Genomic DNA, 26,018 nt, shown 5'->3' with positions numbered 1-26,018 from the left:
CCGTTGCGGGACATCCTTCTCGTAGCTCGACTATCCTCGACGCTAAACAAGCCCGCGTTCCGTTGCGGCGACAACCGCCTGGGTGCGACTGTCCACACCTAGCTTGTTGTACAAGCCGGTAAGGTATGCCTTTACCGTTCTCTCCGAAATTCCGAGCTCCGCGGCAATTTCTTTGTTCCGCAAGCCTTGGACGATCGCTTGCAGGACCAAGCTCTCCTTCGCGGATAGCGGCGAGGACTCCTTGGCAATGACGGGATTCGTTTCCTTCTGCTTAGCCTCAAACACCTTGGCCAGGACTTCGGGTTGAAGCAGTGCTTCGCCTCTAATCGCGGATTCCAGCGTTCGGAATAATTGTTCCCTTCCCGTGTCCTTCAGGAGATAGCCTTTGGCTCCCAATTCGAGTCCCTGCAGCATTAAATCGTCTTCATTATACGTAGTAAGAATGATGACCGGGATGTCTATTTGTCTTTTCTTTAATTCTTGCATGGTGACCAAGCCGCCCATACGGGGCATGTTGAGATCCATTAGAATGACATCGGGTTTCTCCGATTGTAGAAGCTCGAGAGCTTCCACTCCGTCGTTTGCCTCGGCTTCGACTCGAAATGACTCGTTTGTTTCGAGGATTAGCTTTATTCCTTCACGAATATAGAAATGATCATCCACAATCATCACTTTGTACATCATTGTCTGTCCTCTCCTTCCGGCAACGGAACTTGTATACGGATCAGCGTCCCCTCCGAACTGCTCTCAATCTCGAATGAACCTCCGATGATGCGCACTCTCTCCTGCATGCCAACCAGTCCGTAATGGCCTAAACTTTGGCCAATCGTTGCCGGATTAAAGCCAATCCCATCATCTCGAATATGGATATTCAACGTTGAACGGATGTTATGAATGGCGACCCAAGCCTGACTCGCTTTCGAGTGCTTGGCTATATTCGCAAGACTCTCCCTTATTATGTAAAGAGTGTGCTCGCACAAGAGCTTGGATAAGGAGTTTGGAATATCCAATTCCAGGTGAACGAGAAGCTTGGTTTCATGCTTGAACCGTTCCATTTCCTTGGCGATAGCTTGCCCAAAGTCCGTATTCGAATTCGAAGCCATTCGAAGGTTATCAATAACCCCCCTGGCTTCAGCCAAAGTGCTTCTTGCGCGGTTCATTGCCTGATGTACGATATCCTGGGCGCGTTGCGGACGATCGTTCGCAAGATTGGCATCGATGGCTTCGAGCTGCATGACAATCCCGGCAAGACCTTGAGCAAGTGTATCATGCAAGTCCCGGGCCATTCTCTGTCGCTCGTTCGCGATTGACAGTTCTTCTACCTGCTGATGGGCAATCTCAAGCTCCGTCAAGAAGGATTGAGTACGGTACTGGTTCTGAAGCTGCCTGACGGCAAGATTGGTTACGGTCAGCATCACGACGCACATAGGGATAAACCAGACAAAATATAAAGCCCAATGAAGCGGATCGCTTAAGTAACTCGTGGTGATGCAGAATAAAAGGATATTTTTGAACAGAGCCGTGGCGAATAACCGTTTATTCGGATAAATGACATAGCTCTGGCTAATCATTATCGGATTCAGGGCAGCGATAAGAATAGGTGCGCCATCCGGCATCAGCAAGGCGGCCCCGTTGATAAGCAGTGCCTGGACATCCAGATATATCCAGGGACGATTCTGTGTCAGTGATGCGGAGTGCCATGTCAAGGACGCGTGCAACATAATCAAGCCGATGAAAAACAGCAGCGGGATGAGTTGGAGGTTAGTCAATGATTGAAGGATAAGGCAGCCGCCGAAAGTTATCGAAATCCAGACTATTAAAGGTCCGCGACTCATCAACAATATTGCTGATCTGGCAGAAACGATGGACCTATTCCGGTTTGAGCTCATAAGGTCAGCCCCCTGCGTTCTTCGGGCCGAATAAGCCCAGGGCACTGTCTGACAATCCGAAAATCAGATGGGAAAGCTCTTCAACAGGCAACTCAAAGTCTGATTCAATCCACTTCGTTATCATGCTTAAGCAGCCAATGGTCAAATAACGGAATACGTAATCGGAGATCGGCTCCGGGCAGTTCAAGGAAATATTGTGCTTCAGATTTCGGATCGAGATATCGACGAATCGGGTTTGGAAGGACAAGCTCTCCGGGTGACACAACAGAATTCGGAAGTGGGCGGAATTGTCCTTCATATACCCGAGCAGCTTCTTTAAATAATGGACGTTATCCTCGTTGGAATCAAGCTTCTTCAAGTGCTGCTCCGCCAAGTCCAACAATTCCGATTCGACTTCGTTCAACAGCTCGAATTGGTCCTTGTAGTAGAGGTAGAAGGTCGAGCGGTTGATGCCGGCATTCTCGCATATTTCTTTGATGGTGATCTTGGAGACGGGCTTGGAAGCCATTCGCTCCATGAGGCTGCTTTTTAATAACGTTCTGGTCAAACGGATTCGTTGATTTTCTTTCCCGTTCATTGTTTGCGTTCTCCTTCCATCTAATTCGATTTATTTGATGGTTCTGCGACACTTCATTCCAAAGTGTCTTTGACACGACATTCGGCAGACAACTGATGGTTGTGAAAAAGACACAGTGTTAGTATATATGAAACTATGGACGATTATTGTTGTCAAGATCAAGAACGAAAGGGTGAACGATTATGCGCAAGCAAAGAGTGCTGCTGACCGGTGCAACGGGAGGAATGGGCTTCTGGGTTCTGCAGGAATTATTGAAGGATACGGACAAGCAAGAGATAACGATCCTGGTCCTGGATACGAAGACGGACAGACAGAAGCTGACAAGCTTCGAGAATCGGAGCGGTCTTGCCGTTCATTGGGGAGATGTAACGGATTATCAAGACGTTTACGAATGTGTGCTTAACGCGGATATTGTGCTGCATGTTGCGGCCTTGGTATCCCCGGCCGCCGATTACAACCCCAAGCTGGCGATGAAGGTAAATTACGGCTCGATGAGGAATATCGTTCGTGCCATCGAGGAACAGAACCGCATGAACGAAGTCAAGGTCGTATCGATCGGAACGATTGCCGAGACGGGAGATCGCATGCCTCCGATTCATTGGGGGCGTGTCGGCGATCCCATTAAGCCCAGCGTATACGACTATTATGCGGTATCCAAGATTGCCGCGGAGCGTCTCTTGATCGAATCCGGATTGACCTATTGGGTCAGCCTTAGGCAGACCGGCATCATGGGACCGGCCATGAGCAAGATCAAGGACGCCATCATGTTCCATAACTGCCTGGACAATGTTCTGGAGTATGTCTCCGACAGGGATTCGGGCAGACTGTTAGGGAATCTATGCCGTCGAGAGCATAGCGGCGAGCTGTCGGACCAGTTCTGGGGACATATTTACAATATTGGCGGAGGAGAGAGCTGCCGGGTCGACACTTACGCCATGTACAAGAAGCTTTACGGAGCGATTGGCTTCAAGGATCTAAGCCATGTCATCGACCCCAAATGGTATGCCACACGCAACTTCCACGGCCAATATTACCTCGATTCGGACAAGCTGGAGGAGCATCTCCAATTCAGACAGGATTCCATGCAGTATTTCTACGATGCTTATCTCGAGAACTTGGGAGCGACCGCGACGCTGTCCCGAATGATCTGTCGTCTGCCCGGAGGACAGAAGCTGATGGGAAGCCTGATGAAGCGTATTTTCTTGAAGGAGGCGAGAACGGAGCACGGTACGGTGCGGTTTATCGAGGAGAACCAGCAGGAGCAAATCGACGCTTATTGGGGCAGCAGAAAAGCTTGGGAAGCGATCCCCGACAATATTAATGATTTCCAGCATTATCAGGAATGGGACAAAGTCGTGCATATCGATCATGGGTACGACGAATCCAAGCCGGAGAGCGAATTGGAGCTTGAGGATATGAAGGGAGCCGCAAGGTTCAGAGGGGGCGAATGCCGTTCGGGCACCATGAGCAAAGGGGACTGGAGAGGCAAATTGACGTTCTCCTGCGCCTTCGGCCATGAATTCGAAGCCAGTCCCCGTCTTGTTCTGGAAGGAGGCCACTGGTGTCCGGAGTGCGAGCGCAACAGCTGGAACTATGCGGCCAGGGCCAAGGTCGATCCGTTCTTCGCTCAAGTGTGGGAGCCGCTTCATGATGCGGACGAGCCGGAACGGGAATATCGCAAAGCGGTGTCGGAGTTGGATGTATAATTGCAGAATGGCAATAAGCTGACGGGTTCCTGTCAAGGCATTTAGAATGCCGCGATGGAACCCGCTGTTTTGTATTTCAACTGTTATGAGTGTTACTGCTTGAAGAGCTAAAGTCCAGATTCGCAAAATTCTCCCCGTATAGATGCAATTCAAACGGTAAACAGACTTGAATGAGTTGTGCTAAAATAATGCGACTTTAAGCGATGGGAATGGGGCACAATTGAACGCAATCAAATTCTGGAATCGAATGCGTCTGCATTCAAGGCTTAGTATCAGCTTCTCCGTTCTGATGACACTGGCAATTATGGCAAGCGGCGTCGTCTATTATTCCCAGACTGTCCACCAATTGAAGCAGCAAACGTTGCAGCTTATGGATTCGAATGTGAACCAAATGTCTCGGACCGTTAATCTTTATATTGAGGATCTAGAGAGGTTCTCGATCTCGATCTTCACAGATCCAACGGTTCAGAGCGTCCTTCGAAACTCCGATGGAGCAAACGACCCGCTTGCCCCCAATCGGATTCGTTCACAGCTGCTCAATCTATCCACGACTTGGTCAGTGGTTCGCAGCATAGATATTTATGCTCTTGATGGAACCTTATATAATTTTGCAATGACCAGCTCGGGTAAGGAACAGAAGCTTGCCGAGGAGCCTTGGTACGGCAAGATACGAAATTACGACAGCCGTAGCTATTTTTTGTGGCCGACTTGTATTGCCCCTTCGCTCTCGCAGGACAAGAAATGGGTGTTCTCCTTGATCCGTAACATTTACGACATTCCAACCGGAAGCAAGACGGGTTACCTAAAGATCGACATCGATGTCCGGGTAATGGAGAAGCTTCTTGTGTTTGAGGAACCCATCACTCCACTTTCCAGGACTGAAGCGGCACCGCTTCTTTACATTGCGGATGACAGCAAGAACGTGATTTACGATAACGGAGGAGGGCTTACGGGCAGTACTCTTGCTGAAGCAGGTCTATCAAACCAATTTTACGGCGCAGGGGGCTCCGGAGAGGTTACCGTTGAAGGGATTCGATATTTGTATGCCTATAAAAAATCGAATGAGACCAACTGGAGTACGATCGTATTAATTCCATTGGGGACTATACTTGAGCAAGCGAGACACAGCGGATTGTATATCCTCGGTCTGATTTGTTCGGCCGGTCTGCTTGTTGTGTTCGTCTCCTACTTCATTTCCGCCGGAATTACCCGACCGTTGCGTAAAATGGTGGGATTAATGCACAGGGTCGAGAGAGGAAACTTCAAGGAGCGAATCCCTCTAGGTGAACCCAGCAATGAAATTGGGCAACTCGGCATTGTATTTAACAAGATGTTAGACAGCATTGACCGGTTAATAAAGCAGGCATATGAATCTCAGCTTCAAACAAAAAATGCGCAATTGCTCGCACTCCAGACCCAAATCAACCCCCACTTTTTGTACAATACCTTAAATACAATCAAAGCCATGGCTAAACGAAAAGGGGCGCCGGAGGCCGGCAAACTAGCTGAAGCGCTTGCAGATATGTTCCGTTATAGCTTGTCGAATTGGTCAAGGCCGGCGACGCTTCGGATGGAGCTTCATCATGTCAAGAATGTGCTCGACATTCAGTTGGTCCGATTTGGCGGGAGATTTACTTATGAACTTGATGTGCCGGATGATTTGTTGGAGAAGCCTATTCCTAAATTGCTCATTCAGCCTCTGGTGGAGAATGCTATCGTGCATGGCATTGAAAAGCTTCGTTCCGGGGGATTCATTCGCATTGAAGCACACAAAGGGCAGGACAAGGTTCTCTTGTCCGTATCCGATAATGGGAAGGGAATCGACCCGCAAAGGGCGGAATTTCTGCGGCGATTGTTGAATGATCCGCCCCCTACGCTGCACAGGAACGAGCAAGACGGCATAGGCCTCGTTAATCTGGCGCGGAGGATAAAATTATGCTTTGGAGACTCGGCCTCCATTGAATTAAAGAGCAAACCGAAGCATGAGACAAAATTCGTGCTTCATCTTCCAATAACGGACGAATACCTGGAGGGAGCGGAAGAATAATGAATCTGTTTCTCATTGAAGACGAACCTTATGCTCTTGAAGAATTAGCTGAGATGACCGCACAATACCGTAAAGAGCATCGTGTCTTCACCTTTGAGACGGGCAATGATGCCGTTGTCGCTGCGCTATCGGGTGATGTGCCGGATCTTGTTGTAACCGATATACGAATGCCGGAACTTGACGGACTTCAGACAATCAGCAAGCTTAAATCAATTAACCCTAACCTGTCCGCTATTGTGCTCAGCGGCTATAGCGAATTCGATTATGCGCGCAAAGGAATGCAATTGGGAATTAAAGATTATCTGCTTAAACCTGTATCTGATGCGCAGCTATGCCGTGCTGTTGATCAATTGGTTGAAGATGCGCGACGCTCTGAACAGGATAGAAGGATATTGACGCAGTGGACGATATCGCGAAGCCTGTCAGGCTTCGGCAACGCCTCCGCAGAGTTGCTTTCTTCAGCTTGCCTGGTTGTCTCCCTGCTTGGAAATTGGAGGTTCGCTGGCAATTGGGATGATCGCGGTCCATCGCTGGATGATGCCAGAGAGTGGTTGACAGACCGTAGATTAACCCGAATTTTTTGTTTGGAGACAGAGCCGCACATGCGTGTGTTCGTTCTGCCCATGAACGACCTGACGCTTCACTCGTCGTTGCTCTCCACACTCTATGAGTTTCATGGTTATCTGCAGCAAAGTGGAGTGAATATTCATACGGCCATTCATTTCAAGCAAGAGTCCCAATCGTTGGAGACTGCATATCAGGAAATAATCGGGAGGCTGGAACGTTGTGTAACCTATGACCGAAGCTCCTTCGTTGGCCCGGGAGAACAATGCCTAACGAGCGACATGCCAAAAGCCTGGGATCAGGTGCGCTTGATCGAACGAGCGGTTCGACAACGCGATTTGCACCAAATTCGAGTGACTAGCAGCGCGCTCGTCTCCTATCTGGCGAATAGTCGAATATCAACGAAGGTGATGTCAACCATTCTCGTTGATATGTTGTATGCAATTAAATTTAAATTATCCGAAGGCCAAATAAGGGATGATGGCAAATGGGACACCGTTGATGTTGCCAATGCGGCTCTTCAATATTCCACTTCAAGCAAGCTGATTGAGGCGCTAGTCGCCAAGTTGATGAATTGGGCGGCTCCGGAAGAAGTTGAGGGGATCAAGCCGCGTGCATTGGTTCCGCTTGTCCTTAACTTTGTAAGGGAGGAATATCATAGCAATCCTTCGCTTCAACAATTTGCCAATCGGCATCACGTCAGCTTGGGGCATCTTTCTAAATTGATCAAGTCGGAATTGGGACAGAATTTCTCCGAATACCTGATCGATTACCGGCTCGAGAAGGCCAAGGAATTTATGGATAGAGGAATCGGAAGGATTGCGGAGATCGGTCGAATGGTGGGCTATGAGGATTCCAAATTTTTCAGCCAAACCTTTAAGAAGAAATACGGGTTGACCCCGGCGGCTTATATTCGTTTAATTAGGAAAATGAACCTGCCCAAATTCGAAAACGTCTCCACCAATCCGGAAGATCAGATAGGCTATCATGAGGATGTAAGCGATTAAAAGGGGGAACTTACTCATGAAATCAATCAGAAAGAAAGCTGCAGCTCCAACCATGGCAGCGCTTGCGGCAATGCTGGCTCTTACTGCCTGCGGGAACAACTCGACCTTGAATGCAACCCATTCGGCGCAACCGTCCGCCTCGTCCACCTCGCAATCCGGCGGAGAACAGGTAAAGCTTAGGTTCTACAGCTGGATTGGCGGAGACGTCGGGCCGACCATTAAGGAGATCAATGATAGGTTCCATGACAAATACCCGAACATTACAGTCGAGTTCGAAACGGCGCCGACGGACCAATATGAGACGGTCATTAAAACAAGATTGGCAAGCGGCGACGCACCTGACTTGTTGGGCGTCTATCCGGGTATGAAGAAGGATGCGTTCGTGGAAGCGGGTTACCTCATGGATCTCAGCGATCAAGCGTGGGTAAGCAGACTGATAGAGAGCGCAAAGGATGTAGCCAGCACCGACAATAAAGTGTATGCGCTTCCGTTAGACTCGAATGTTATTGGCGTTATCTACAACAAGAAGATCTTCGCAGACCATGGATTGTCGATTCCAACAGATTGGCAGGAATTTCTCGATGTCAGCGAGAAACTCAAGGCGGCTAACGTGACTCCGATTGCACTCGGGAACAAAGATCTGTGGATCACGCAACTCGTTCCATACGCAATGGCGCCGACAGCGATTTATCAAAACACCCCGGACTTTGATGCTCAAATGAGCGAAGGCAAGGCTACATTCGTTGGATCGGCCTGGAATCAGATGATGTCCGATTATGTATTGCTTAACGAGAAAGGCTACTTTAATAAAGGCATTCTGGGCACGACTTACGATCAATCGACACAATTGATGGCAACTGAGAAAGCAGCCATGACAATCAATGGGAATTGGATGCTTGCCCCAATCAAGCAAGCTAATCCTGATCTGGATCTTGGCATGTTCCCGTTGCCGTACAACGAGGCCGGCGAGGATGCTTGGGTATCCGCTTCGGTTGGATCAATGACTGCGATCTCGGCAACTACGGCTCATCCCGAAGAAGCGAAGCTGTACCTGGATTTCTGGGCAAGTCCTGAGATTGCTCAGTTCTATCTTAAAGAAAAGAGGGCGTTCTCGACGTTTAGCGACGTGTCGGTTGACATGGATACAACGGCCAAGGAAATGGAATCGTACCTTGTCAAAGGGTCGTATAATTTCCTGGACCAAAAGTGGCCAGCAGGTGTCCAGGACGTCATGATGAACCAGATCCAGAATGTGCTTGTCAGCGGCGGGAACACATCCAATAAAATAGATGAAATGTTGAAGAAGATGGATGAAGCCTACAAGAGCGCCGTGAACAATTAACGCTTGCCCAATTGGTTAATGGAGTCGGGATGAGGATCCCGGCTCCTCGATTTTCAGATGCAAGGAGAGATAAAGAATGATAGGTTGGAGAAAATCAGACTTTCTGTTCGTTGCCCCGGCATTGCTAGTATTTTGTATGTTTTTTGTCTATCCCGTACTTAGCAGCTTTTATTATAGCATGACGGATTGGAACGGCCTTAGCCGGAGTACGTCGTTTGTCGGATTTGATAATTACGATCAACTCTTCCGCGACTCCGAAGTGTGGCATGCACTATGGAATACACTTAAGTTCGCAGCAGCCGTTACCATTTTGCAAAATTGCCTGTCGTTATTGCTCGCAGTCTTGGTTGACAGAGCCGGAAGAATCTATCGTATGCTTAGAGTGTATTTTCTTATTCCTACGCTTATCAGCGCCTTGGCGATCGGTTTTATGTGGAGCTATATCTATTCTCCGGTCACTGGAGTAATCAATATGCTGTTGGAGTCTGTCGGTCTGTCTTCCTTGACCCAGGATTGGCTGGGCGATCCGAAATGGTCGATGCTAAGTGTGACATTTACTAACGTTTGGCATTGGGCCGGATTTAGCATGATTATTTATCTGGCAGGCTTGCAAGGAGTGCCGCAAGAGATGAAGGAAGCTGCGGAGATTGACGGAGCAGGTGCATGGAGGAAGTTCCGTAATATTACGTTCCCTCTGATTGCCCCGGCGTTCACTATTAATATGATCCTGACGATGATCGGAAGCCTGAAAGTGTTTGACATCATTTATGTGATGACCAAAGGCGGGCCGGGCGACACAACAACATCGATCGCTATCTTGCTCTACAAAAAGGCGTTCAATTTTAATCAGATGGGTTATGGTACTGCCATAGCTGTTGTTCTATTCGTCATTATCTTTATCTTCTCCCTTATCCAAATCGCATTTCTGCGACGCCGGGAGGTGCAAGCATGAGAAATAAAATTTCGATGGGTACATTAGCAAGGAGTGGTCTCCTTCTACTATGGAGTGTTATCCTTATCATTCCTCTTATGTTGTTGTTGTTTGGGGCTGTTAAGTCTTCCTCTGCGTTCATGATGGATCCATACAGTTGGCCGGATAAGCTTGTTCTCACGAACTTCTCTGACGCCTGGAATCAGGCAGACCTTGCGAGAGCGCTCCTTAATAGTGTACTTGTTACCGGTTGCTCTATTCTGAGCCTGGCAGTCTTAGGAAGCGCCGGTGCTTACCCGCTAGCAAGAAGAGCCTCGAAGCTGTCCTCTATTCTCTATATCTTCTTCATCTCGGGCATTATGCTGCCCTTCCAATTGGCTATGATTCCACTGTATAAGCTAATGGGCGGCCTTCATCTGACAAACACCTATTTCGGGGCGATCATGATCTATGTGGCCTCCACGCTTCCGTTTGTCATCTTTCTTTATACCGGATTCCTTAAATCTGTGCCTAGAGAGTTGGAGGAAGCGGCCACGATCGACGGCTGCGGTCCTATTCGAACGTTCGTCTCCATTATTTTCCCCCTGCTTAAGCCGGTTACCGCAACGGTCGTCATTACGAACAGCCTGAATATTTGGAATGACTTTCTCGTCCCTCTATTATTCCTCCAAGAGAAAGCTTCGCGAACGATCCCAATGGCGATTTTCACGTTTGTCGGACAGTACAACAACAATTGGTCATTGATTTTTGCCTCCATTGCGATCTCCTCGCTGCCTCTCATCCTTTTGTTCCTGCTCCTGCAGAAATATTTCATAAAAGGGATAGCCGGTGGAGCCGTCAAAGGTTAATCAAGAAACGAGTTCCATAATGACATTATTGAGTGTCATTATGGAACTCGTTGTTCATTGCCTCTTTAGTTTGCACGCATATTGATGATGACCGCTCTTGAGCAGATGACGCTCGTTGTTTGGCAGAATGAGCTCACACTCCGTCGATACCGGAACTTTAATATCAATATGGAAATTATCCCCTGCAAGAGTCCACTCCGAAGCAACGCGCCCGAACGGCGTCTTGATACTTCCCTTGGTTGAAGTGATGCCTCCGCCGACGACCGGAGCGATTCGGAACGTTCTGTATCCTCCGCTGGTCGGTTCGATGCCCGCCATGCGGCGATAGAGCCAATCGCCGACAGCTCCGTTGGCATAATGATTGAAGGATACCATCCCTCCGTTCGATTGCTCATCGGGCTTCTTGCCGGTCAGATCACCGATATTCACAGTGCCGTCGGGCCGGAGCGCATCCCAGCGCTCCCAGATCGTCGTTCCGCCTGCCTTGACCTCGTAGAGCCATGATGGACATTCTTCCTGAAGCAGCAGGTTGTAGGCGGTATCGGCATGACCGTTATCCGACAAAGCGAACAGAAGATAAGGCGTTCCCGTGAAGCCCGTCGTTAATCGATCGCCCGCCTCCCGCACCAGACGAACGAGATTGTCGGCCATGGCGGTCGTTTCCCTGCCTTCGGTCATCCCGAAGTGAAGGGGAAGCACGTAAGCGGTCTGGAACTCCTTCTTCAGATTGCCCTGGCCGTCGGTAAATACTTGACGGTAGGCGCGGATAATCTTCTTGCGCAGCTTGCGGTAATGCGCAGCATCTTGAGCGTACCCGAGCAGATCCGCAATCTCGGCGGCAAGTCCGCAGGAATTGGCGAAGTAGGCGGTGCCGACCCATTTCCCCTTCTTAAGCCATTGGCGAACAGTCTCGTCCGGCGCGCACCAATCTCCGAAGTGGAAGGGGAATCTCCAGACGTGCCTGCCATTGGGAGTAACGGAGAGAAGAGAGGACCACCACTTGGCGGCCTTGAGAAACTTCTTGATCGTCGGGTATTGAAGCTCCAGAATTGTCTTGTCTCCTCGAGCGAGGTATTCGGCCCAGGGGACGAGTACGCAGCTGTCTCCCCATGCCGAAGTCGCCATCGTCGGCCAATTGTCGCCCGCTTTGGGGATGACCATCGGAAGTCCGCCGCCGCGTCCTTGCTCGGCGCGCATATCCGTCAGCCACTTGTCGAAGAAGCGGCCCAGATCGAAGTGGTAACAGGCCGTTCGGGCGAAGACCGCGACGTCTCCGGTCCATCCCTGGCGCTCGTCCCGCTGCGGACAATCGGTCGGAATATCGACGAAGTTGGATTTGCCGCCCCAACGAATGTTGCTGTGCAGTTTGTTGATAAGCTCATTCGAGCATTCGAAGTCGCCGATCTCCTCGAAGTCGGAATGAAGAACGAGCGCCGTCAATTCAAGGTCTTCGGAGGCGATGCCGCGCACGCCGACGTAACGGAAGCCCATATAGGTGAGACGGGGGGAGTAGCTTTGTTCGCCATCGACGCAAATATACGTCGCCGTCGCCTTGGCGGTCCGCAGCGATTGAACGAATAGCTCTCCGTCGACCAACACCTCCGCATGGCGGAAGACGACCTCCTGGCCGCGTCGCCCCTGCAGCTTCGCCGAGATGACCCCGGCGAAGTTCTGGCCGAAGTCATAGATGACCTCTCCGCCGGGAGCCTTAACGAACGAGATCGGCTTCAGAATCTGCTGGATGCGGACGGGATCGCCGTATTGCGCCAAGAGAGCCGGAGATTGACGGGGGCGGGTAAGGGTCGCCTGCTTCCATGGAACCGCTTCCGGATCGACCGTGGCGTCATACGTTTCTCCATCGTACCATTCGGCCATGCGGTACGGGCCTTCCTCCGACACCTGCCACGCTTCGTCCGTATGCACGACTTCGCTTGTTCCGTCTTCGTATGCCAGATGCAGCTCGCAGAGGAACGCTTGACGATCCGCATAGATTTTGCTCTTGCGGATGTAGTTGAAGGAACCGGCTGCCCAGCCGCCCGCAACGACGGCCATCAGCGCGTTGGAGGTGCCGATACGATCGGTGACGTCATAGGTCTGATACTGGATTTGATGCTCGTAGGAAGTGAAGCCGGGGGCGAAGTAATCGTCGCCGACCTTCCGGCCGTTCAGAGTCAATTCGTAAACGCCCAGAGCGGTCGCATTTATCCACGCCCGGCGAACCCGCTTCGAGACGGCGAAGGAATGGCGAAACACCATCGGAACGGGAGATTGCTTCTTCGGATAATCGTAGCTTGCGTCCGTTATCCATTGGGCTGTCCAGGGCGTATCCAATCTTCCGGTTTCGAAGGAAGCTGCGGCTTCGGCGACTTGTCCGTTCTTGCCTGTAGCGACGACATGGACGGGATAAGACGTAAAGGGCTTCATCTCTCCCCCGTAAAGATTGTTGATCTGATCGCTCGTGGTCGCGGTCCAGTCGCCGACCGTAATAACCGCGTCCCGGAGCGCTTCGCCATCCGCGTCGGATTCCAGCGAGAACGAGATGTTCGGTCGTTTGTCCGTGATGCAGCCCCGTGCAAGACCGCCAATTTTCAGTTCTGCAATTTTAAGCATGAAGGGTTTCCTCCCGGCGGGATTTGATCTCCTGTTGTTTGCGATCCAGATGGCGCTCCACATTCAGAAAAGCGAGCAGGACAAGGAGGACGATGCTCGTAATCGTCTCGAACCCGGTAAACGAGAACGTGATCATCTGCTGTACCGCGTTCGATTGGGCAGTAACAAGCTCTCCCGAGGAGCCGTAATAGGGGGCGACATAACCTGCGGATGAGAGCATTCCGTTGAAGACGCCGGTGCAAATGCCGATCATGGATACCGCTATTGTCGTATAAATCGACATCGCGATGCCGTCGGAGCGGAACCGCTCCTTCCATTCGAGATGATCCAGCGTATCCGCGAATAAGGCCATGAAGATATAAGCGCTGGGGAGCAAGCCCATGTTCTTGATAAATTGACCGACAAGAACGATGGTCAAGCTGGTCGGGAATACCCAGCAGACAACGCTTCCGACAGCGACAAGCACGAATCCCGCCAACGTGACGTTCCGCTTGCCGAACCTCTTGGCGAGCGGCCAGACAACCAAGATGCCGATGCCCATCGGAATGCCGCCGATTGCGGAGATTAAGGTCTGCGTGATTCCGTCATTATAGGTGCCCAGCACGTAATTGCAGTAATAGATCAAACTCAGGTTTTTGAGACTTGTCGCGAAGGTGTAAATCAGGAAATAACTCAGGATGATCATCATATATTTGTCCTTCAGGATCGCCTTCAATTGCTTGCCGAAGGGAATGGACGGCTTCGCTTCGTCTTCCGCCGCCTCGGCGGTAACCCGCTCTTTGGTATAGTAATATTCGAGAAGGGTAAGTGGAAGAGCTGCAATGGAAATCACGCTCATGACGACGCTCCACAATTGCTTGTCCACCCCGATGACCGGAAGAATGGCCATTGGGAAAATAAGGGCGACGATAATTCCGCTCATCATAATGGTCGAGACCTGGCTGAATACGGACAGCTTGCCGCGCTGAAGGCTGTCGCGCGTGGAGAGCGGCACCATCAAGTTATGGCTCAGGTTGTAAATCGTAAATGCAAATGCATAGTACAGGTTATAGGAGAACACAATCCAGATAGCCTGCACCTTCGGCTCGGCGTTCGGGATCAGGAACAGGAGAATGCCGGACAGAGTCATGAGAGGCGCGGCGATCAACAGCCATGGCCGCGCTTTGCCTTGCTTTGATCGGGTTCGGTCGATGATATATCCCATGATAAAATTGGCTATGGCGCTTACTATTTTCGAGAGGATGGGGAAGATGATAAGAAAGGCTCCGCCGCCAAGCGAAGTCAGCCCCAGCACATCCGTATAGTAGACGTTCAAATAGGAGGCCAACACCGCGTTAAGCAGCAGCGCACCGGTCGGTCCGATCAAATAACCAAGCCAACTCTCCTTGGCGGTCGTATCGGAAGAAGCAATCCGGGAGTCCATGGCTTTCTTGCGAAGAAGCGGTTTCATTATATTCACGAAACAGGCCCCCCATGAGGTTCGCTTGGCAGCGGAATCGGTTTGTCCTTGCTTAACAAAATTTTTAATCCCTTGAGCATTCGGCCGTTCGCCAGCTCGACCAAGCCGAGCGCTGTTCGATAGGTAAACTTGCCGCTAGAAGACATGCACATGGAACGGATGGAGTTCGAAGGCATCAGCCGGACGACAAAGTGGGAATTCTTAAGGCGAGTATCGCGTTCCAACGAATCCGGCATTCGCAATGCCTTCCTGTAATCCTTCTGTACGGTGTTCATGACGGCTGCATACAGGATTCGTCCCATCCAGGATCTTCTGAATTCGAGCAGAGAGGACTCGAGCGTCAAAGGTCCCTTCGTTTGCTGCTCTTGAATCGGATATCCGACAAGCTCCGGGAAGCAGTCGGGGATGCTCGGCGGCGGCGTTGCATACGCGGCTGCCACGCTATCGGAGTAAGGCGTCGGAACGTTCTCGCCGTTGTCAATAAGGAGTGGAGCCGTCAACCTGATATCTGCTGAGGAAGCGGCAACACTAATCTCGTAGCGGCCGTTCTCCAGAACCCAACGATGCAGGTTAACGTTCCAGTACGATAACTCCGATCGGTCAAATTGGACACTTACACGACGTGTCTCGCCGGGCCGCAGGAACACTTTGGCAAAGGCCATAAGTTCTTTCTCCGCTTTGAAGACAGTGCTCTGGTTGTTGCGAACATAAAGCTGCACGACTTCGGAGCCGTCGCGGTCTCCTGCATTCGTAAGATTAAATTCGATCGTGAGCTTGCCATTGCCGTCGGCGACAGCAAGCTCATCATAGCGAAACGAGGTATAGGATAGGCCGAACCCGAACGGGAAGAGCAAGTTCGTCTGGGCTTTGTCGTAATAGCGGTACCCGACGTAAAGGCTTTCATAATATCGAGAGACGGGACCGCGGTTATAGTCGGCATGGCAGGAGCTGTCTTCCGCTCGTGCAGGCCAGCTCTCCGCAAGCTTGCCGGACGGATTCTCTTCTCCGTAGAGCAATGCTGCCGCTGCTTCTCCTCCGTACATGCCGGGCAGATACATGTCGAGAAGCGCGGCCAGGCCGTCAAGGAAGGGCAGCTCCACAGGAGCTCCGGCAAACAGCACGACCACGATTTTTTTGCCGGTGGCGATCAAATCCTGCAGTAATCTCGTCTGATTGTCGCCCATCCGCATATGCTCGCGATCGAATCCTTCGCTCTCTTCGAAGTCGTTCAATCCTCCAAAGAATAGGATCGTATCGGCATCGGCTGCCGCGTTAAGCGCGGCTTGCTCCAGGGACGAATCCCGTTCTGTGTAGAAACAGCGGAAGCCTTTCTCGTAGGAATACGAGATTCCGCGTCGATCGAACGCATCCTTGGGGGTGATGACCTTAGGGGGATTGATCAGAGAAGAGCCGGCCCCCTGGTACCTCATCTTTTCGAACATTTCGCCGACGACGAGCAGCTTTTCCCCGCCGTTCAATGGAAGTGTCCCGTCATTCTTAAGAAGCACGGCGCTTCTTTTGGCTATCTCGCAAGACAGAGCGGCATTCCGCTCCGGGTCCAATCGCCCCGTCGTTCCTTTGGCCGAGCAACGGGCCGTAAGCCGGATCATGCGATGAACGGATTTGTCAAGAGTTGGAAGCGGGAGCTTGCCGCTGCGGGCGCCTTCGATAATGGACTGGCGATTGTGCCATACATCACCGGGCATATCAAGGTCGCAGCCAGCCAGCACGCCTTCGATGCGATCGCTGGTAGCTCCCCAATCGGTCATAACGACGCCGTCAAAGCCCCATTCCTCGCGAAGGATGTCGGTTAGCAGCCGTTTGTTCTGCGAGGCGAATGTCCCATTAAGACGATTGTATGAGCACATCACTGTGTAGGGCTTGGCTTCTCTGACCACGGTTTCAAACGCGCGCAAATAAATTTCCCGCAGGGCTCGCTCATCGACGACGCTATCTCCGATAAAGCGATAATTCTCGTTGGAATTGGCAGCATAGTGTTTAACGCTGCATCCGATTCCATTGCTCTGGACTCCGCGAACGAAGGCCGATCCGAACTTGCCGGAGACGCGCGGATCTTCCGAGAAATATTCGAAGTTTCTCCCGCATAGGGGGCTTCGCTTGATGTTTATACCCGGCGCGAGGAGCACATCGACCTTCGCTTCGATGCACTCTTCGGCAATGGCTTCTCCCATCCGGAAGGCAAGCTCCGGCTCCCAGGAGGAAGCCAACGTTGCCGATGTCGGGAAAGCCGTCGAATGCTCGTTGTCGGATACGCCGAACCCGCCGGTCGCTTCCCGTACCTTGCGAAGTCCGTGCGGACCGTCCGTCAGGAACAGCTTCGGAATGCCCAAACGCGGAACGGCATTGGAATTCCAGGAATCGTGCCCTTCAAGCAGAGCGGCTTTCTCTTCGATTGTAAGTTGGTCAGGCGTAAGCTTGTCGATGCTGGTCATTTGGTCCTCCTTATAAGACGACAGTCCCCTCATGGCTTGAGTTTAAAATAATTTGAAAGCGATGTATTGTAAAAAATCTACCTGTATATCGAAAAAATGATTTACTTAGCTTGGAACACGAAAGGAATTTCTATATTTTATCGGAGTGGTATCTTCAAATTTGCGGAATAGATTCTGAAAATAACTTTGAGAAGAGAAGCTTAAATAACTGCTTATCTCACCCAACGTCTTATCCGTCAGAACCAGGAGCTTCTTCGCCTCATTAATTTTCTGCCGATTGATATAATCATTCAGATGGTTGCCCATATCGCTATAAAATTTTCTCGACAGGTAAGACGGGTTTATTCCGATGTCATTGGCAAGCTCGCGAACAAGGATGGGGGAGTTTATTCGTTTCCTGATATACCGGATGCACTTGGCGGTTGCAGGCGATATGCCGGGCGGGTACTTCTGCAGCGACACTCTCTCCGCAAAGTCCATAACCATTCGTTGCCTTAACAACGATACGGAATCGAGTCGCGATAAAGGCTCGGCTTGTTGAATATAAAGATCGCTGAGATGGTAAGCTGTCTCTATGTCCATCCCTCCCTCAATGGCTGCGCGGGTGACCAAGGTAGTGCTGATGATCATGATGTTTTTCTCTTGTCGGAGAGCATCCTTCGCTAACGGGCCGGCTTTGCCTCTGACGGAATTCTCGAACAAGTCGGCAAGCTCCTCGATGTTCCCTTCGCGAACTCCTGCCAAGATGCGCTGCTCGAGCTGATGAGTATCATGGAAGTCATTCGATTCTTCCGAGTTGAACAAAGCATCCTCCAGATCGGACCTGATGCCGGAACCGACACCCGGCAAGGAATTTCCTTGCAGCAGCAGAGCTTCGACGGTCAACATTCGCCGATTCAGCGCAAAGTTGAGAAAACAGAGACCGTTCAAAAAGTTCTCGAAGGAGGTCGTCGGAATACGGGTAAGGAAATCGGTAAACTCTACCCGGTTTGAATGAGAAAGGGCAGCGCCGATCATAATGTCGGTCAGGCGATCGCTGGAGGGAGGAATAAAATAGCCGGGCCCGACAATGAATACGCCGTCATTTGTTAGGGAGTTGACTTTGCCATAGTAGAGGATCTCATCTGTCACCCGGTAGCTCACCGTGCGCTCGTCGTCAAACAGGAATTGGAGGGTATGCCCCAACGGGTCCAGATAACCGGGAATTGGCGGAAGCATTCGCACAAACTCGGCTCCGTTATAATAGCGAACAGGCAAGCCGGTGAGGTTGTAAAAGGAATCGATTATAAATGTACACTCTTTGGTCAACATCGAATCACCTCGACAAGATCGTACAATTAACATCGTTTTTTTACAATAAGTTCAACGATAAATATATTCCCAATACATGTGAAATTAATCACATTTCTAACCCGTTTGAAATTATATAATGATTGCGAGACATCGGGTTGTGAGACACCAATAGATTGACGGGGAGTGGGATGGTATGAGCAAAGTATTTGTTCTGGGCGGTACGGGGTTTCTTGGCTATTACGCGACAAAAGAATTGTTAAAACGAGGTTATTCGGTTTCTACCGTAGCTTTGCCGCCCTTGCCGGCAGAGGATTTGCTTCCGAAGGAGGTCGAGTGCAGGCTTGGCGACATCACGGCGATGAGCGATGACGAAGTGCTTGCTTTGTTGGAAGGGTGTTACGCCTTTGTGTATGCGGCAGGTGCGGACGAGCGGGTGGTGCCTGACGCTCCGGCGCTTAAATTTTTCTACGAAGCGAATGTACTCCCGACCCAGAGGCTGGCACGGTTGGCCAAACAAGCCGGAGTTCGCAAGTTTGTTCTGTTCGGCTCTTATTTCGCTTACTTTACGGAAGTTTGGACAGATCTGAATCTTAAGGCCAAGAACGCCTATCCGAGAACAAGACTCCTTCAAGAGGAGGTTGCCTACATGGAAGGCGAGGGATCAATGGATGTGATGGTCCTTCGATTGCCCTACATCTTTGGCCTTATGCCGGGCAGAACTCCGCTCTGGAGCATGTTTGTGGAGCAGGTTCGCGGCAAGAGCTTCGTACCGGTGCTCTCCGGAGGAACGGCGATGGTCACTGCACAGCAGGTTGCCGAAGCAACCGTCGGCGCGATCGAATACGGAACGCATCGCAGCAGCTACGCCATCAGCGGAATGAACATGAAATTCAAGGATTTCTACCAGATGATAGCCGATGTTCTGGGCCAGACGGAGACGCAGATCGCCGTACTGCCGTTAGAACAGATAAAGCCCGCAATGGAGCAAGCGGATTCCCACTCCACCGCGTTGGGCAAGGAGCATGGAATCCACTTGGATAACATTGCCGTCATTCAGGATCGGGACGCTTACTTGAATCCGGAAGACACAATGCCGATATTGAAGTTTAAAGAGGCGGACATCCCTGCGGTTATTCGCGAGACGCTCGAGGCTTGCGTGTGATTCCGTTGGTGTGACTTTCGGGTATACAGTTAGCAGTCCGTTTCTAACGCGAAATACGCATCAAAGACGAGCGGCGCTCGGGAGAGATCCCGGCGCCGCTCGCTTCGTATCATGGGGTGGCGCTCGAAGCCGACGGTGCAGGGAAGCCCTGCCCTTGGCCGTCGCCTTGCCCCGGCATCTGCCCCTGTCCCTGTCCGCCGCCGGTCATTCCCTGCGGGAACTGGCCGGGCTCGAACGAGCGATGCACCATCTTGCCGCCCAGATGAGCCGTATACATGACGAGCACGACGGCGACGAGCGCCACGATCAAGTAAATCGGGTTGCGGCCGATGTCCCGCTTCTTCCACAGCACAATGCCGAGCCGAACGACGCTGAGCGCGATGGCGAGGTACATCGTCATTGTTCCATAGAGCTCGTGGGTTTCGACGCCTTCATTGCGCATCATTCTCGGTCCCGTCAGCACCGCGGCAATGGTGCACAGCGTTCCGACAACGAGGCAGACCAGCGCGGCCGTGTGCCAATCTTTTTTCTTCCAGATCAGGGCGGCCAGGTCGAACAGGAAGCTTACGAGAAGCAGGACGATCGGAAAATGCGTAATAATAAAGTGCTTGTTGTCCCATAAATAACTCATTGCTGTTCCTCCTTAGTTACACTACTCATTGTAGTTTATATATTCAAAGGAAAACGCCATAGTCCGGGAAACGGCATGACGTTCTCTCGTTGTCGTATTAAACGCCGAAGGCGATAAAAGCGAATGCGAGCGCGGATACGGCGCACGGCAAAAGCGGCGGCGTAAGCGAAGGCTTGAATTGCGGATCGATCAACTGCTTCAGTCGCAGGTTGATCGCATTGTCGGCGAACGATGCGCTGCCGAGAACGACCGCCGACGCCGACGCTTGTCCGCGCTTCAGCAGAACGAGGAGCGCGCTGCTCAGGGGAGCCGCGCCTCCCGTCGCATGTATGGCGTAACGGTCGGCCATCAACTCGATCAGCACCTTATACTTCCGGATGAACCAGCGATAGATCGGAATGTACCAGAGGGCGATTCCAATTAGCGACAAGAGGAATATCGCCAGCGGATGCCGCCTCGTCAAGTGGAACTTCTCGTGAGCGATCACGGCGTGAAGCTCGGTCTCGCTCAGCGCGTCGATCAGCCCTGTCGACAGGACAACGCGGGGACGGAGCAGCCCGATTGTCATCGCTACGGGGTCCTTATGATCGAGGATCGAGAGGGAGGCGCGGGCCAGTCCGTGCTCTTCTCCGACAGCGAGCGTCAGCTCCTCGTCGAGGCGGCTTCGTTCCGTCCGGTTCCAGCGATACGCGGCGATTCCTTCGCGGACGGCGACGGCGAGCGAGCAGAGCAGCGTCGAACCGACAAGGAGGAGCATCAGGTTGATTCGCACCGGGAACCCGATGAAGCGAAGCAGCTCGGCGCATTGATTAAACAGATTGACAGGCACACGCACATGGAACACGAACTGGATTAGAAAAAGCGACATATGCGCATAGACGAAGCCCGCGGACAGGAGAACAACGGCAAGCATCCAACCGGAACGGTTCAGCCTCATCGGTTATCGATCCTTCTTCAATTGTTCGATTTGGCGCTCCAACTGCGTGAGCAAATCCGGGTCGACCTGCTCCATGGCGTCGAGCATATGCGTAACGGCCAAGGAGCCGAATTCCTTCACCAGGTCGTAGGACAATTCCTTCGACTGCTCCTCCAGGAACTGCTCCTTCGAGAGGACGGCGGTGTAAACATACGATTTGGTCTGCAGCTTCTTCTGCAGCACTCCCTTATCGACGAGTCGGTTCATGACGGTCATGATCGTGTTGAAGCTCATCCGCTTGTCCTCGCTGACGACGGCGTTGACTTCCTTGATCGTTGGCGGCTCCGTCCGGCTCCATATCGCTTCCATCACCCTGGCCTCCAATGGACCGAAGAAGCGCTCCAGCCCGTTGCCCTGGAACTTGAACGAGTTCATTCTCACAGCTCGCACTTCCTTTACACTACAGATTATAGTTTTATCGAAAGTGCTCGTCAACTATAATGGCAGATCTAGGCCAAGCCGACCGTCAGAGCCGATAGAACAGCGACGATGCCGCCGACAAGCGAGCTTGCGAAGTTGACGGCATCGTTGTTCCAGCCGGCGCGCCCGCGGATTCGCACCGCGGGCGCGCCGCAGTGCTGAGGCTGCTCGAGCTCGCGGCCGCAGCTATCGCAGCGGTACATCAATTGCATGGTAGCGCCGATCCAGGAATCGGCCAGCGACCCGACCAGCCCGGCGAGTCCGGCTATCCCGCCCCAGGCAAGGAGCCGCAGCGGCGCGGCCGCTTCCGAGCCGGCGGACACGGCCAGCGAACCGGAGGAGACGGCAAGCGAATCGGCGGGCAGGGCCACCGACAAGAGCCACGCGGCGAAGCCGATAAACAGGCCGCCGGCGAGCGAAGCGCCGAGGCCGAGCCCGGAGACGCCGCCGGACGTTCCGGCTGCGACCAGTCGGCCCGTCTTGATCGATCTCGGCGGCTTCCGGCTTAGGGCCCCGATCTCCGTCGCCCACGTGTCGGCCGTGACCGAAGCCATGACGCCGAAGAACGCGTACAGCCACTGCGGATGCGGCCAAGCCGCATTCGCCAAGCAGAGCAGAAGCCCCAGGCCGCCGTTGGCCAGCACCTGACCATGGTCGCGCCGACCGGACTTCTCGTAGCCGCTCTCGACGTGCTTCTTGGCGCTCTTCCCCCACTTGGACCACAAGGTCGACGATACGAAGAAAGCGATAAGCGTCCCGTACCAGATCGCGCTCCCAAGCGCATACATCGTTGTCCCGAGCACAATGGCAGCCGCAAGCCCGGAGACGGACAATGACTTGCGGATATACGCCGCCCCCGCAATGACGCTGCTTCCAACCGCCCCCGCCAACCACTCCATCTTCCTAGCCCCCCCAGCCTGTTGTTGTTGCACAATCAGCCCCAAGCCTTCATCAGAGCGTCATACTCGGCCTGCGTCAGATTAAGGATCGAGCCGTGGCGTTTCTTCGTCTCGCCCAGGTCGTATTCGTCGGGGCCGAGAATCCGGAAGCGTCCGCCGGCCAGATCGTCCGTCACGAGCGGCAGGTAGCCCTTGCCCGTCGCATACTGGTCAACGAGCAGGCACCATTCGTTGCGGTCGTTGAACTTGAAGATCGCCGGCCCTTCGACGCCGAACAGGCTGTCCAGATCCGGGGAGCTTAGCTCCTCGGGGGACGGATCGGTCAACGAGCGGCTGCGTTCGAGCACAATGCACTTCTTCGTCTCGTCCTTGGAGTAGCGATAGTACCAGCCGCCCTCCCGGATGATCGTCGTGTCGATGACGTGGTTCCCGCGCTCGATGAAGCGCTCGGGCTTCGAGAACCCGCGGAAGTCCTTCGTGTGCGAGCCATAGATGATCTGCTTGCGTCCGCCCTGGCCGTCCTCCACCATCGACGCCCAGAAAATCCAATGAGACTGCGTCGCCTCATCGTAACAGGTCTCGGGAGCCCATACGCAGCCGGCGCCCGGGACGTCCATCTCTGCGCTGCGCTCGGCGGACCAGTTCACGAGGTCTTCCGATTCCCACACGATGACCGAGCGGCTTCCTTCATATTGCGCGACGTCCCAGCCCTTGCCGCTGGCGATTCTCAGGTCCGTCGCCACGATATAGAACTTCGACTCCTCCTCCGCACGCAGAATGAACGGATCTCGCACTCCTTTTTCCCCGAGGCGGGATCTCAGAACGGGTTGCCCGTTGTTCAAGTCGCTCCAGTGCAGGCCGTCCCGGCTGAGAGAGAAGTAGACTTGCTCGCCGTCCTCCGACTCCCCGATAAAATAAACGAACAAATAAGCGGCATACGGAGCGGTTGGCGATGATGGCGTGGACATGTGCGTTACCTCCAAGTGAGTAAGTTGCAATTATGCTTATGATAGCAGGAACGAACGCGTATTGGGAATAAGTGCGGCTGTCGGAGGTTGGTTTGAGCGGGCGGTAATCTCATGGCATAATGGGGGAAAAAGGTAAGGCGAGAGTCGTCGGGCTTGCAGAAGGAGAAACGAACATGAAGGTTGTCAACGTAAGAACGATTGAGATTCGCACGAATGTCGGAGCTGCGCCTATTCTGCCCGCTGCGGCAGAAGTGCTGCTGGAGGGAGGCGCGATCGCGACATTCCCCGTCGAGTGGGAGCGGGTGGACGCATCCGCCGCGGAACAGCCCGGGAGCTTTGAGGTGAGAGGGAAGCTGCTTGAGGATCGTTATCCGAATCCGCTTGTGCCGAATCGCGCCGATCCGCACGTTCTGAAGCATACGGACGGATACTATTACTTCACCGGCTCCGTTCCGGAATACGACCGTCTCGTGCTCAGGCGCTCGCGGACGGTGGCGGGATTGTCGACCGCGGAGGAGAAGGTCATCTGGCGGAAGCACGAGAGAGGGGAGATGGGCAACCATATCTGGGCGCCGGAGCTTCATCGGATCGACGGCAAGTGGTACATCTACTTCGCCGCCGGCGCGGCGGAAGACAAGTGGGCGATCCGCCCCTATGTGCTGGAGAATGCGAACGACGATCCGCTGTCGGGCCATTGGGTGGAGAAGGGCAAGATCGAGCTGCCGGACGAGAGCTTCTCGCTGGACGCGACGACGTTCGAGCTTCGCGGCATCCGCTATCTGCTGTGGGCTCAGATTATCGGGGATTCCAGCCTTTATATCGCCCGCATGGATACGCCGTGGTCGATCGCCGGCGAGCCGGTGCGAATCTCGCAGCCGGAGCATGAGTGGGAGATTCAAGGCCATCGGGTGAACGAGGGACCGGCGGTTCTGCAGCGGAACGGCCGGGTGTTCGTCGCTTATTCGGCCAGCGCGACGGACGATCGCTATTGCATGGGCCTGCTGACGGCGAGCATGGACAGCGACTTGCTCGAGCCGGCTTCGTGGCGCAAGTCGCCCGAGCCCGTCTTCGTCAGCGACCCGTCCTCGGAGCAGTACGGGCCGGGTCACAACAGCTTCACCGTGTCCGAGGACGGCGCCGCCGAGCTGATCGTTTATCACGCCCGCCCCTATAAGGAGCTGCAGGGAGAGGCGCTGTACGACCCGAACCGCCACGCCCGCGTTCAGCGATTCGTCTGGCTCCCGGACGGCACGCCGTTCTTCGGCACGCCGGGCTGGACGCTCGAGACGGGAGGCCGCACGGCAATCGCGCGAGTGACGGTCGAAGCACGCGACCCCGCGGAGTAGGCGGGGGCGGAGGGGCGGCGGGGAGACTATGGCGGCGGGGCAGCGATCGTTGACCTGCCGCTTACCAAGCACATTCTGATCGCCTAGCTCCTGCCAACCGCTCACCAATTACTCACTGACTGACCATTAACTGCCCAGCAACCGCTCACCAGCTACCCACTGACTGCCAACCCACTGACTGCCAACCCACTGACTGCCAACCCACTGACTGCCAACCCACTGACTGCCTACTAACTACCTACCTACTAACTACGCACTGACTGCTCACTGACGACCCATCGGCCGCCGCACTAACTGTCCGCCAACTGCCCGCTAACCGATCCCGATCACCGACTGCCGCAGCCTGTCCGGAACAGCCCCTGTTGCCCGCACGAATGTGATTTTTCACATACAATTTGCTCGAAACCCCTGTTATCGCGGGTTTTATGTGATTTTTCGCATTTATGGCGGGGGGAGGCCTCGTGGTGCGCCGTTTTTATATCAAAAACCACATAAAACCGCTCAAATAGCCCGTTGCGAGCGGGTGCGAATGTGAAATTTCATAATCATCCGAGCGGCGGGGAACAAAGTTTGCAGATGGGAGAAAATACCTGTTGCAATCGCCTTGCGGTTCGTGGTACATTATTTCTCGCGCCGCTGAAACGGCGGTCGCAACTCAGATTCGCGAGAGCGATCTGCTAGAACCCTTGTTCCTTGAAAACTGAACATCGAGCGTAATGAAATAGTCGAGTAGAACTTCGGTTCCGCGAGACAAACCAGCAGGACAGAACGAGCCTTCAAGGTTCTTCACAGTTGGACATTTCGACTCTCGGGATTTCCTCACGGAAACCCTGCCGTCGAAAGTCCCTTTATGGAGAGTTTGATCCTGGCTCAGGACGAACGCTGGCGGC

At 53.0% G+C, this 26,018-nt stretch carries 20 protein-coding genes; 8 read left to right on the top strand and 12 right to left on the bottom strand.

Annotated features, from left to right (window positions below):
* Positions 1-42: 42 nt before the first annotated feature.
* The 3 genes from E6C55_RS31270 to E6C55_RS31260 are packed head-to-tail and all read right to left on the bottom strand — an operon-like array spanning position 43 to position 2,466.
* Positions 43-684 (bottom strand): response regulator, encoded by a 642-nt coding sequence (locus tag E6C55_RS31270; protein ID WP_136373774.1) that lies wholly within the window; start codon positions 682-684, stop codon positions 43-45.
* Positions 681-1,889: a sensor histidine kinase gene (locus E6C55_RS31265; RefSeq protein ID WP_136373773.1), complete on the bottom strand. Its 1,209-nt coding sequence runs from the start codon at positions 1,887-1,889 to the stop codon at positions 681-683. The genes E6C55_RS31270 and E6C55_RS31265 overlap by 4 nt, the downstream gene beginning before the upstream one ends.
* A 4-nt stretch (positions 1,890-1,893) precedes the next feature.
* Complete coding sequence (locus tag E6C55_RS31260; RefSeq protein WP_136373772.1) at positions 1,894-2,466, bottom strand: TetR/AcrR family transcriptional regulator; 573 nt, start codon at positions 2,464-2,466, stop codon at positions 1,894-1,896.
* Between the two features lie 182 nt (positions 2,467-2,648).
* Here E6C55_RS31260 and E6C55_RS31255 point away from each other — a divergent pair, with 182 nt between their 5' ends.
* From E6C55_RS31255 to E6C55_RS31230, 6 genes are all read left to right on the top strand, one after another.
* Positions 2,649-4,172, top strand: coding sequence for an NAD-dependent epimerase/dehydratase family protein (locus E6C55_RS31255; protein ID WP_136373771.1), 1,524 nt, complete (start codon positions 2,649-2,651; stop codon positions 4,170-4,172).
* Positions 4,173-4,392: 220 nt separating this feature from the next.
* A complete protein-coding gene (locus E6C55_RS31250) occupies positions 4,393-6,219 on the top strand; it encodes a sensor histidine kinase (RefSeq protein WP_136373770.1) in 1,827 nt (608 codons plus the stop codon).
* Complete coding sequence (locus E6C55_RS31245; RefSeq protein ID WP_136373769.1) at positions 6,219-7,790, top strand: response regulator transcription factor; 1,572 nt, start codon at positions 6,219-6,221, stop codon at positions 7,788-7,790. Before E6C55_RS31250 ends, E6C55_RS31245 begins: the two co-directional genes overlap by 1 nt.
* Before the next feature lie 16 nt (positions 7,791-7,806).
* On the top strand, positions 7,807-9,132 hold the full coding sequence (locus E6C55_RS31240; RefSeq protein ID WP_136373768.1) for an ABC transporter substrate-binding protein: 1,326 nt from the start codon (positions 7,807-7,809) through the stop codon (positions 9,130-9,132).
* Positions 9,133-9,208: 76 nt separating this feature from the next.
* On the top strand, positions 9,209-10,084 hold the full coding sequence (locus E6C55_RS31235; RefSeq protein WP_136373767.1) for a carbohydrate ABC transporter permease: 876 nt from the start codon (positions 9,209-9,211) through the stop codon (positions 10,082-10,084).
* Positions 10,081-10,911: a carbohydrate ABC transporter permease gene (locus E6C55_RS31230; protein WP_136373766.1), complete on the top strand. Its 831-nt coding sequence runs from the start codon at positions 10,081-10,083 to the stop codon at positions 10,909-10,911. The genes E6C55_RS31235 and E6C55_RS31230 overlap by 4 nt, the downstream gene beginning before the upstream one ends.
* 54 nt (positions 10,912-10,965) lie before the next feature.
* On the opposite strand, the gene E6C55_RS31225 is transcribed toward E6C55_RS31230, so the two are convergent.
* From E6C55_RS31225 to E6C55_RS31210, 4 genes are all read right to left on the bottom strand, one after another.
* Positions 10,966-13,521 (bottom strand): alpha-L-rhamnosidase, encoded by a 2,556-nt coding sequence (locus E6C55_RS31225; protein ID WP_136373765.1) that lies wholly within the window; start codon positions 13,519-13,521, stop codon positions 10,966-10,968.
* Positions 13,514-14,971 (bottom strand): MFS transporter, encoded by a 1,458-nt coding sequence (locus E6C55_RS31220; RefSeq protein ID WP_230986942.1) that lies wholly within the window; start codon positions 14,969-14,971, stop codon positions 13,514-13,516. Before E6C55_RS31220 ends, E6C55_RS31225 begins: the two co-directional genes overlap by 8 nt.
* A 5-nt stretch (positions 14,972-14,976) precedes the next feature.
* Positions 14,977-17,433, bottom strand: coding sequence for a glycoside hydrolase family 3 C-terminal domain-containing protein (locus E6C55_RS31215; RefSeq protein WP_168735978.1), 2,457 nt, complete (start codon positions 17,431-17,433; stop codon positions 14,977-14,979).
* A gap of 105 nt (positions 17,434-17,538) precedes the next feature.
* A complete protein-coding gene (locus E6C55_RS31210; RefSeq protein WP_168735977.1) occupies positions 17,539-18,744 on the bottom strand; it encodes a helix-turn-helix domain-containing protein in 1,206 nt (401 codons plus the stop codon).
* 175 nt (positions 18,745-18,919) lie between these two features.
* On the opposite strand from E6C55_RS31210, the gene E6C55_RS31205 reads away from it, so the two are divergent.
* A complete protein-coding gene (locus tag E6C55_RS31205) occupies positions 18,920-19,888 on the top strand; it encodes an NAD-dependent epimerase/dehydratase family protein (protein WP_136373761.1) in 969 nt (322 codons plus the stop codon).
* A 109-nt stretch (positions 19,889-19,997) separates the two neighbouring features.
* Here the strand turns inward: E6C55_RS31205 and E6C55_RS31200 are convergent, their stop codons facing one another.
* The 5 genes from E6C55_RS31200 to E6C55_RS31180 form a co-directional block, all read right to left on the bottom strand.
* A complete protein-coding gene (locus E6C55_RS31200; RefSeq protein ID WP_136373760.1) occupies positions 19,998-20,519 on the bottom strand; it encodes a DUF2231 domain-containing protein in 522 nt (173 codons plus the stop codon).
* A 97-nt stretch (positions 20,520-20,616) separates the two neighbouring features.
* The gene (locus tag E6C55_RS31195) at positions 20,617-21,456 is read right to left on the bottom strand and encodes a M56 family metallopeptidase (RefSeq protein WP_136373759.1); all 840 of its coding nucleotides are present in this window, start codon (positions 21,454-21,456) and stop codon (positions 20,617-20,619) included.
* 3 nt (positions 21,457-21,459) lie between these two features.
* A complete protein-coding gene (locus E6C55_RS31190) occupies positions 21,460-21,876 on the bottom strand; it encodes a BlaI/MecI/CopY family transcriptional regulator (protein ID WP_136373758.1) in 417 nt (138 codons plus the stop codon).
* A gap of 68 nt (positions 21,877-21,944) precedes the next feature.
* Positions 21,945-22,814 (bottom strand): DUF92 domain-containing protein, encoded by an 870-nt coding sequence (locus E6C55_RS31185; protein WP_136373757.1) that lies wholly within the window; start codon positions 22,812-22,814, stop codon positions 21,945-21,947.
* Between the two features lie 35 nt (positions 22,815-22,849).
* Positions 22,850-23,782, bottom strand: coding sequence for a glycoside hydrolase family 43 protein (locus E6C55_RS31180; RefSeq protein WP_136373756.1), 933 nt, complete (start codon positions 23,780-23,782; stop codon positions 22,850-22,852).
* A gap of 173 nt (positions 23,783-23,955) precedes the next feature.
* Between E6C55_RS31180 and E6C55_RS31175 the strand changes: the two genes are divergently transcribed.
* A complete protein-coding gene (locus E6C55_RS31175) occupies positions 23,956-25,128 on the top strand; it encodes a family 43 glycosylhydrolase (protein ID WP_136373755.1) in 1,173 nt (390 codons plus the stop codon).
* The last annotated feature ends 890 nt before the right edge of the window (positions 25,129-26,018 follow it).

The organism is Cohnella fermenti, assembly GCF_004801405.1.
Taxonomy (GTDB): Bacteria; Bacillota; Bacilli; order Paenibacillales; family Paenibacillaceae; genus Cohnella; species Cohnella fermenti.
Note: the sequence above shows the minus strand (reverse complement) of the source record. Positions and strands in the feature narration are given on the sequence as shown.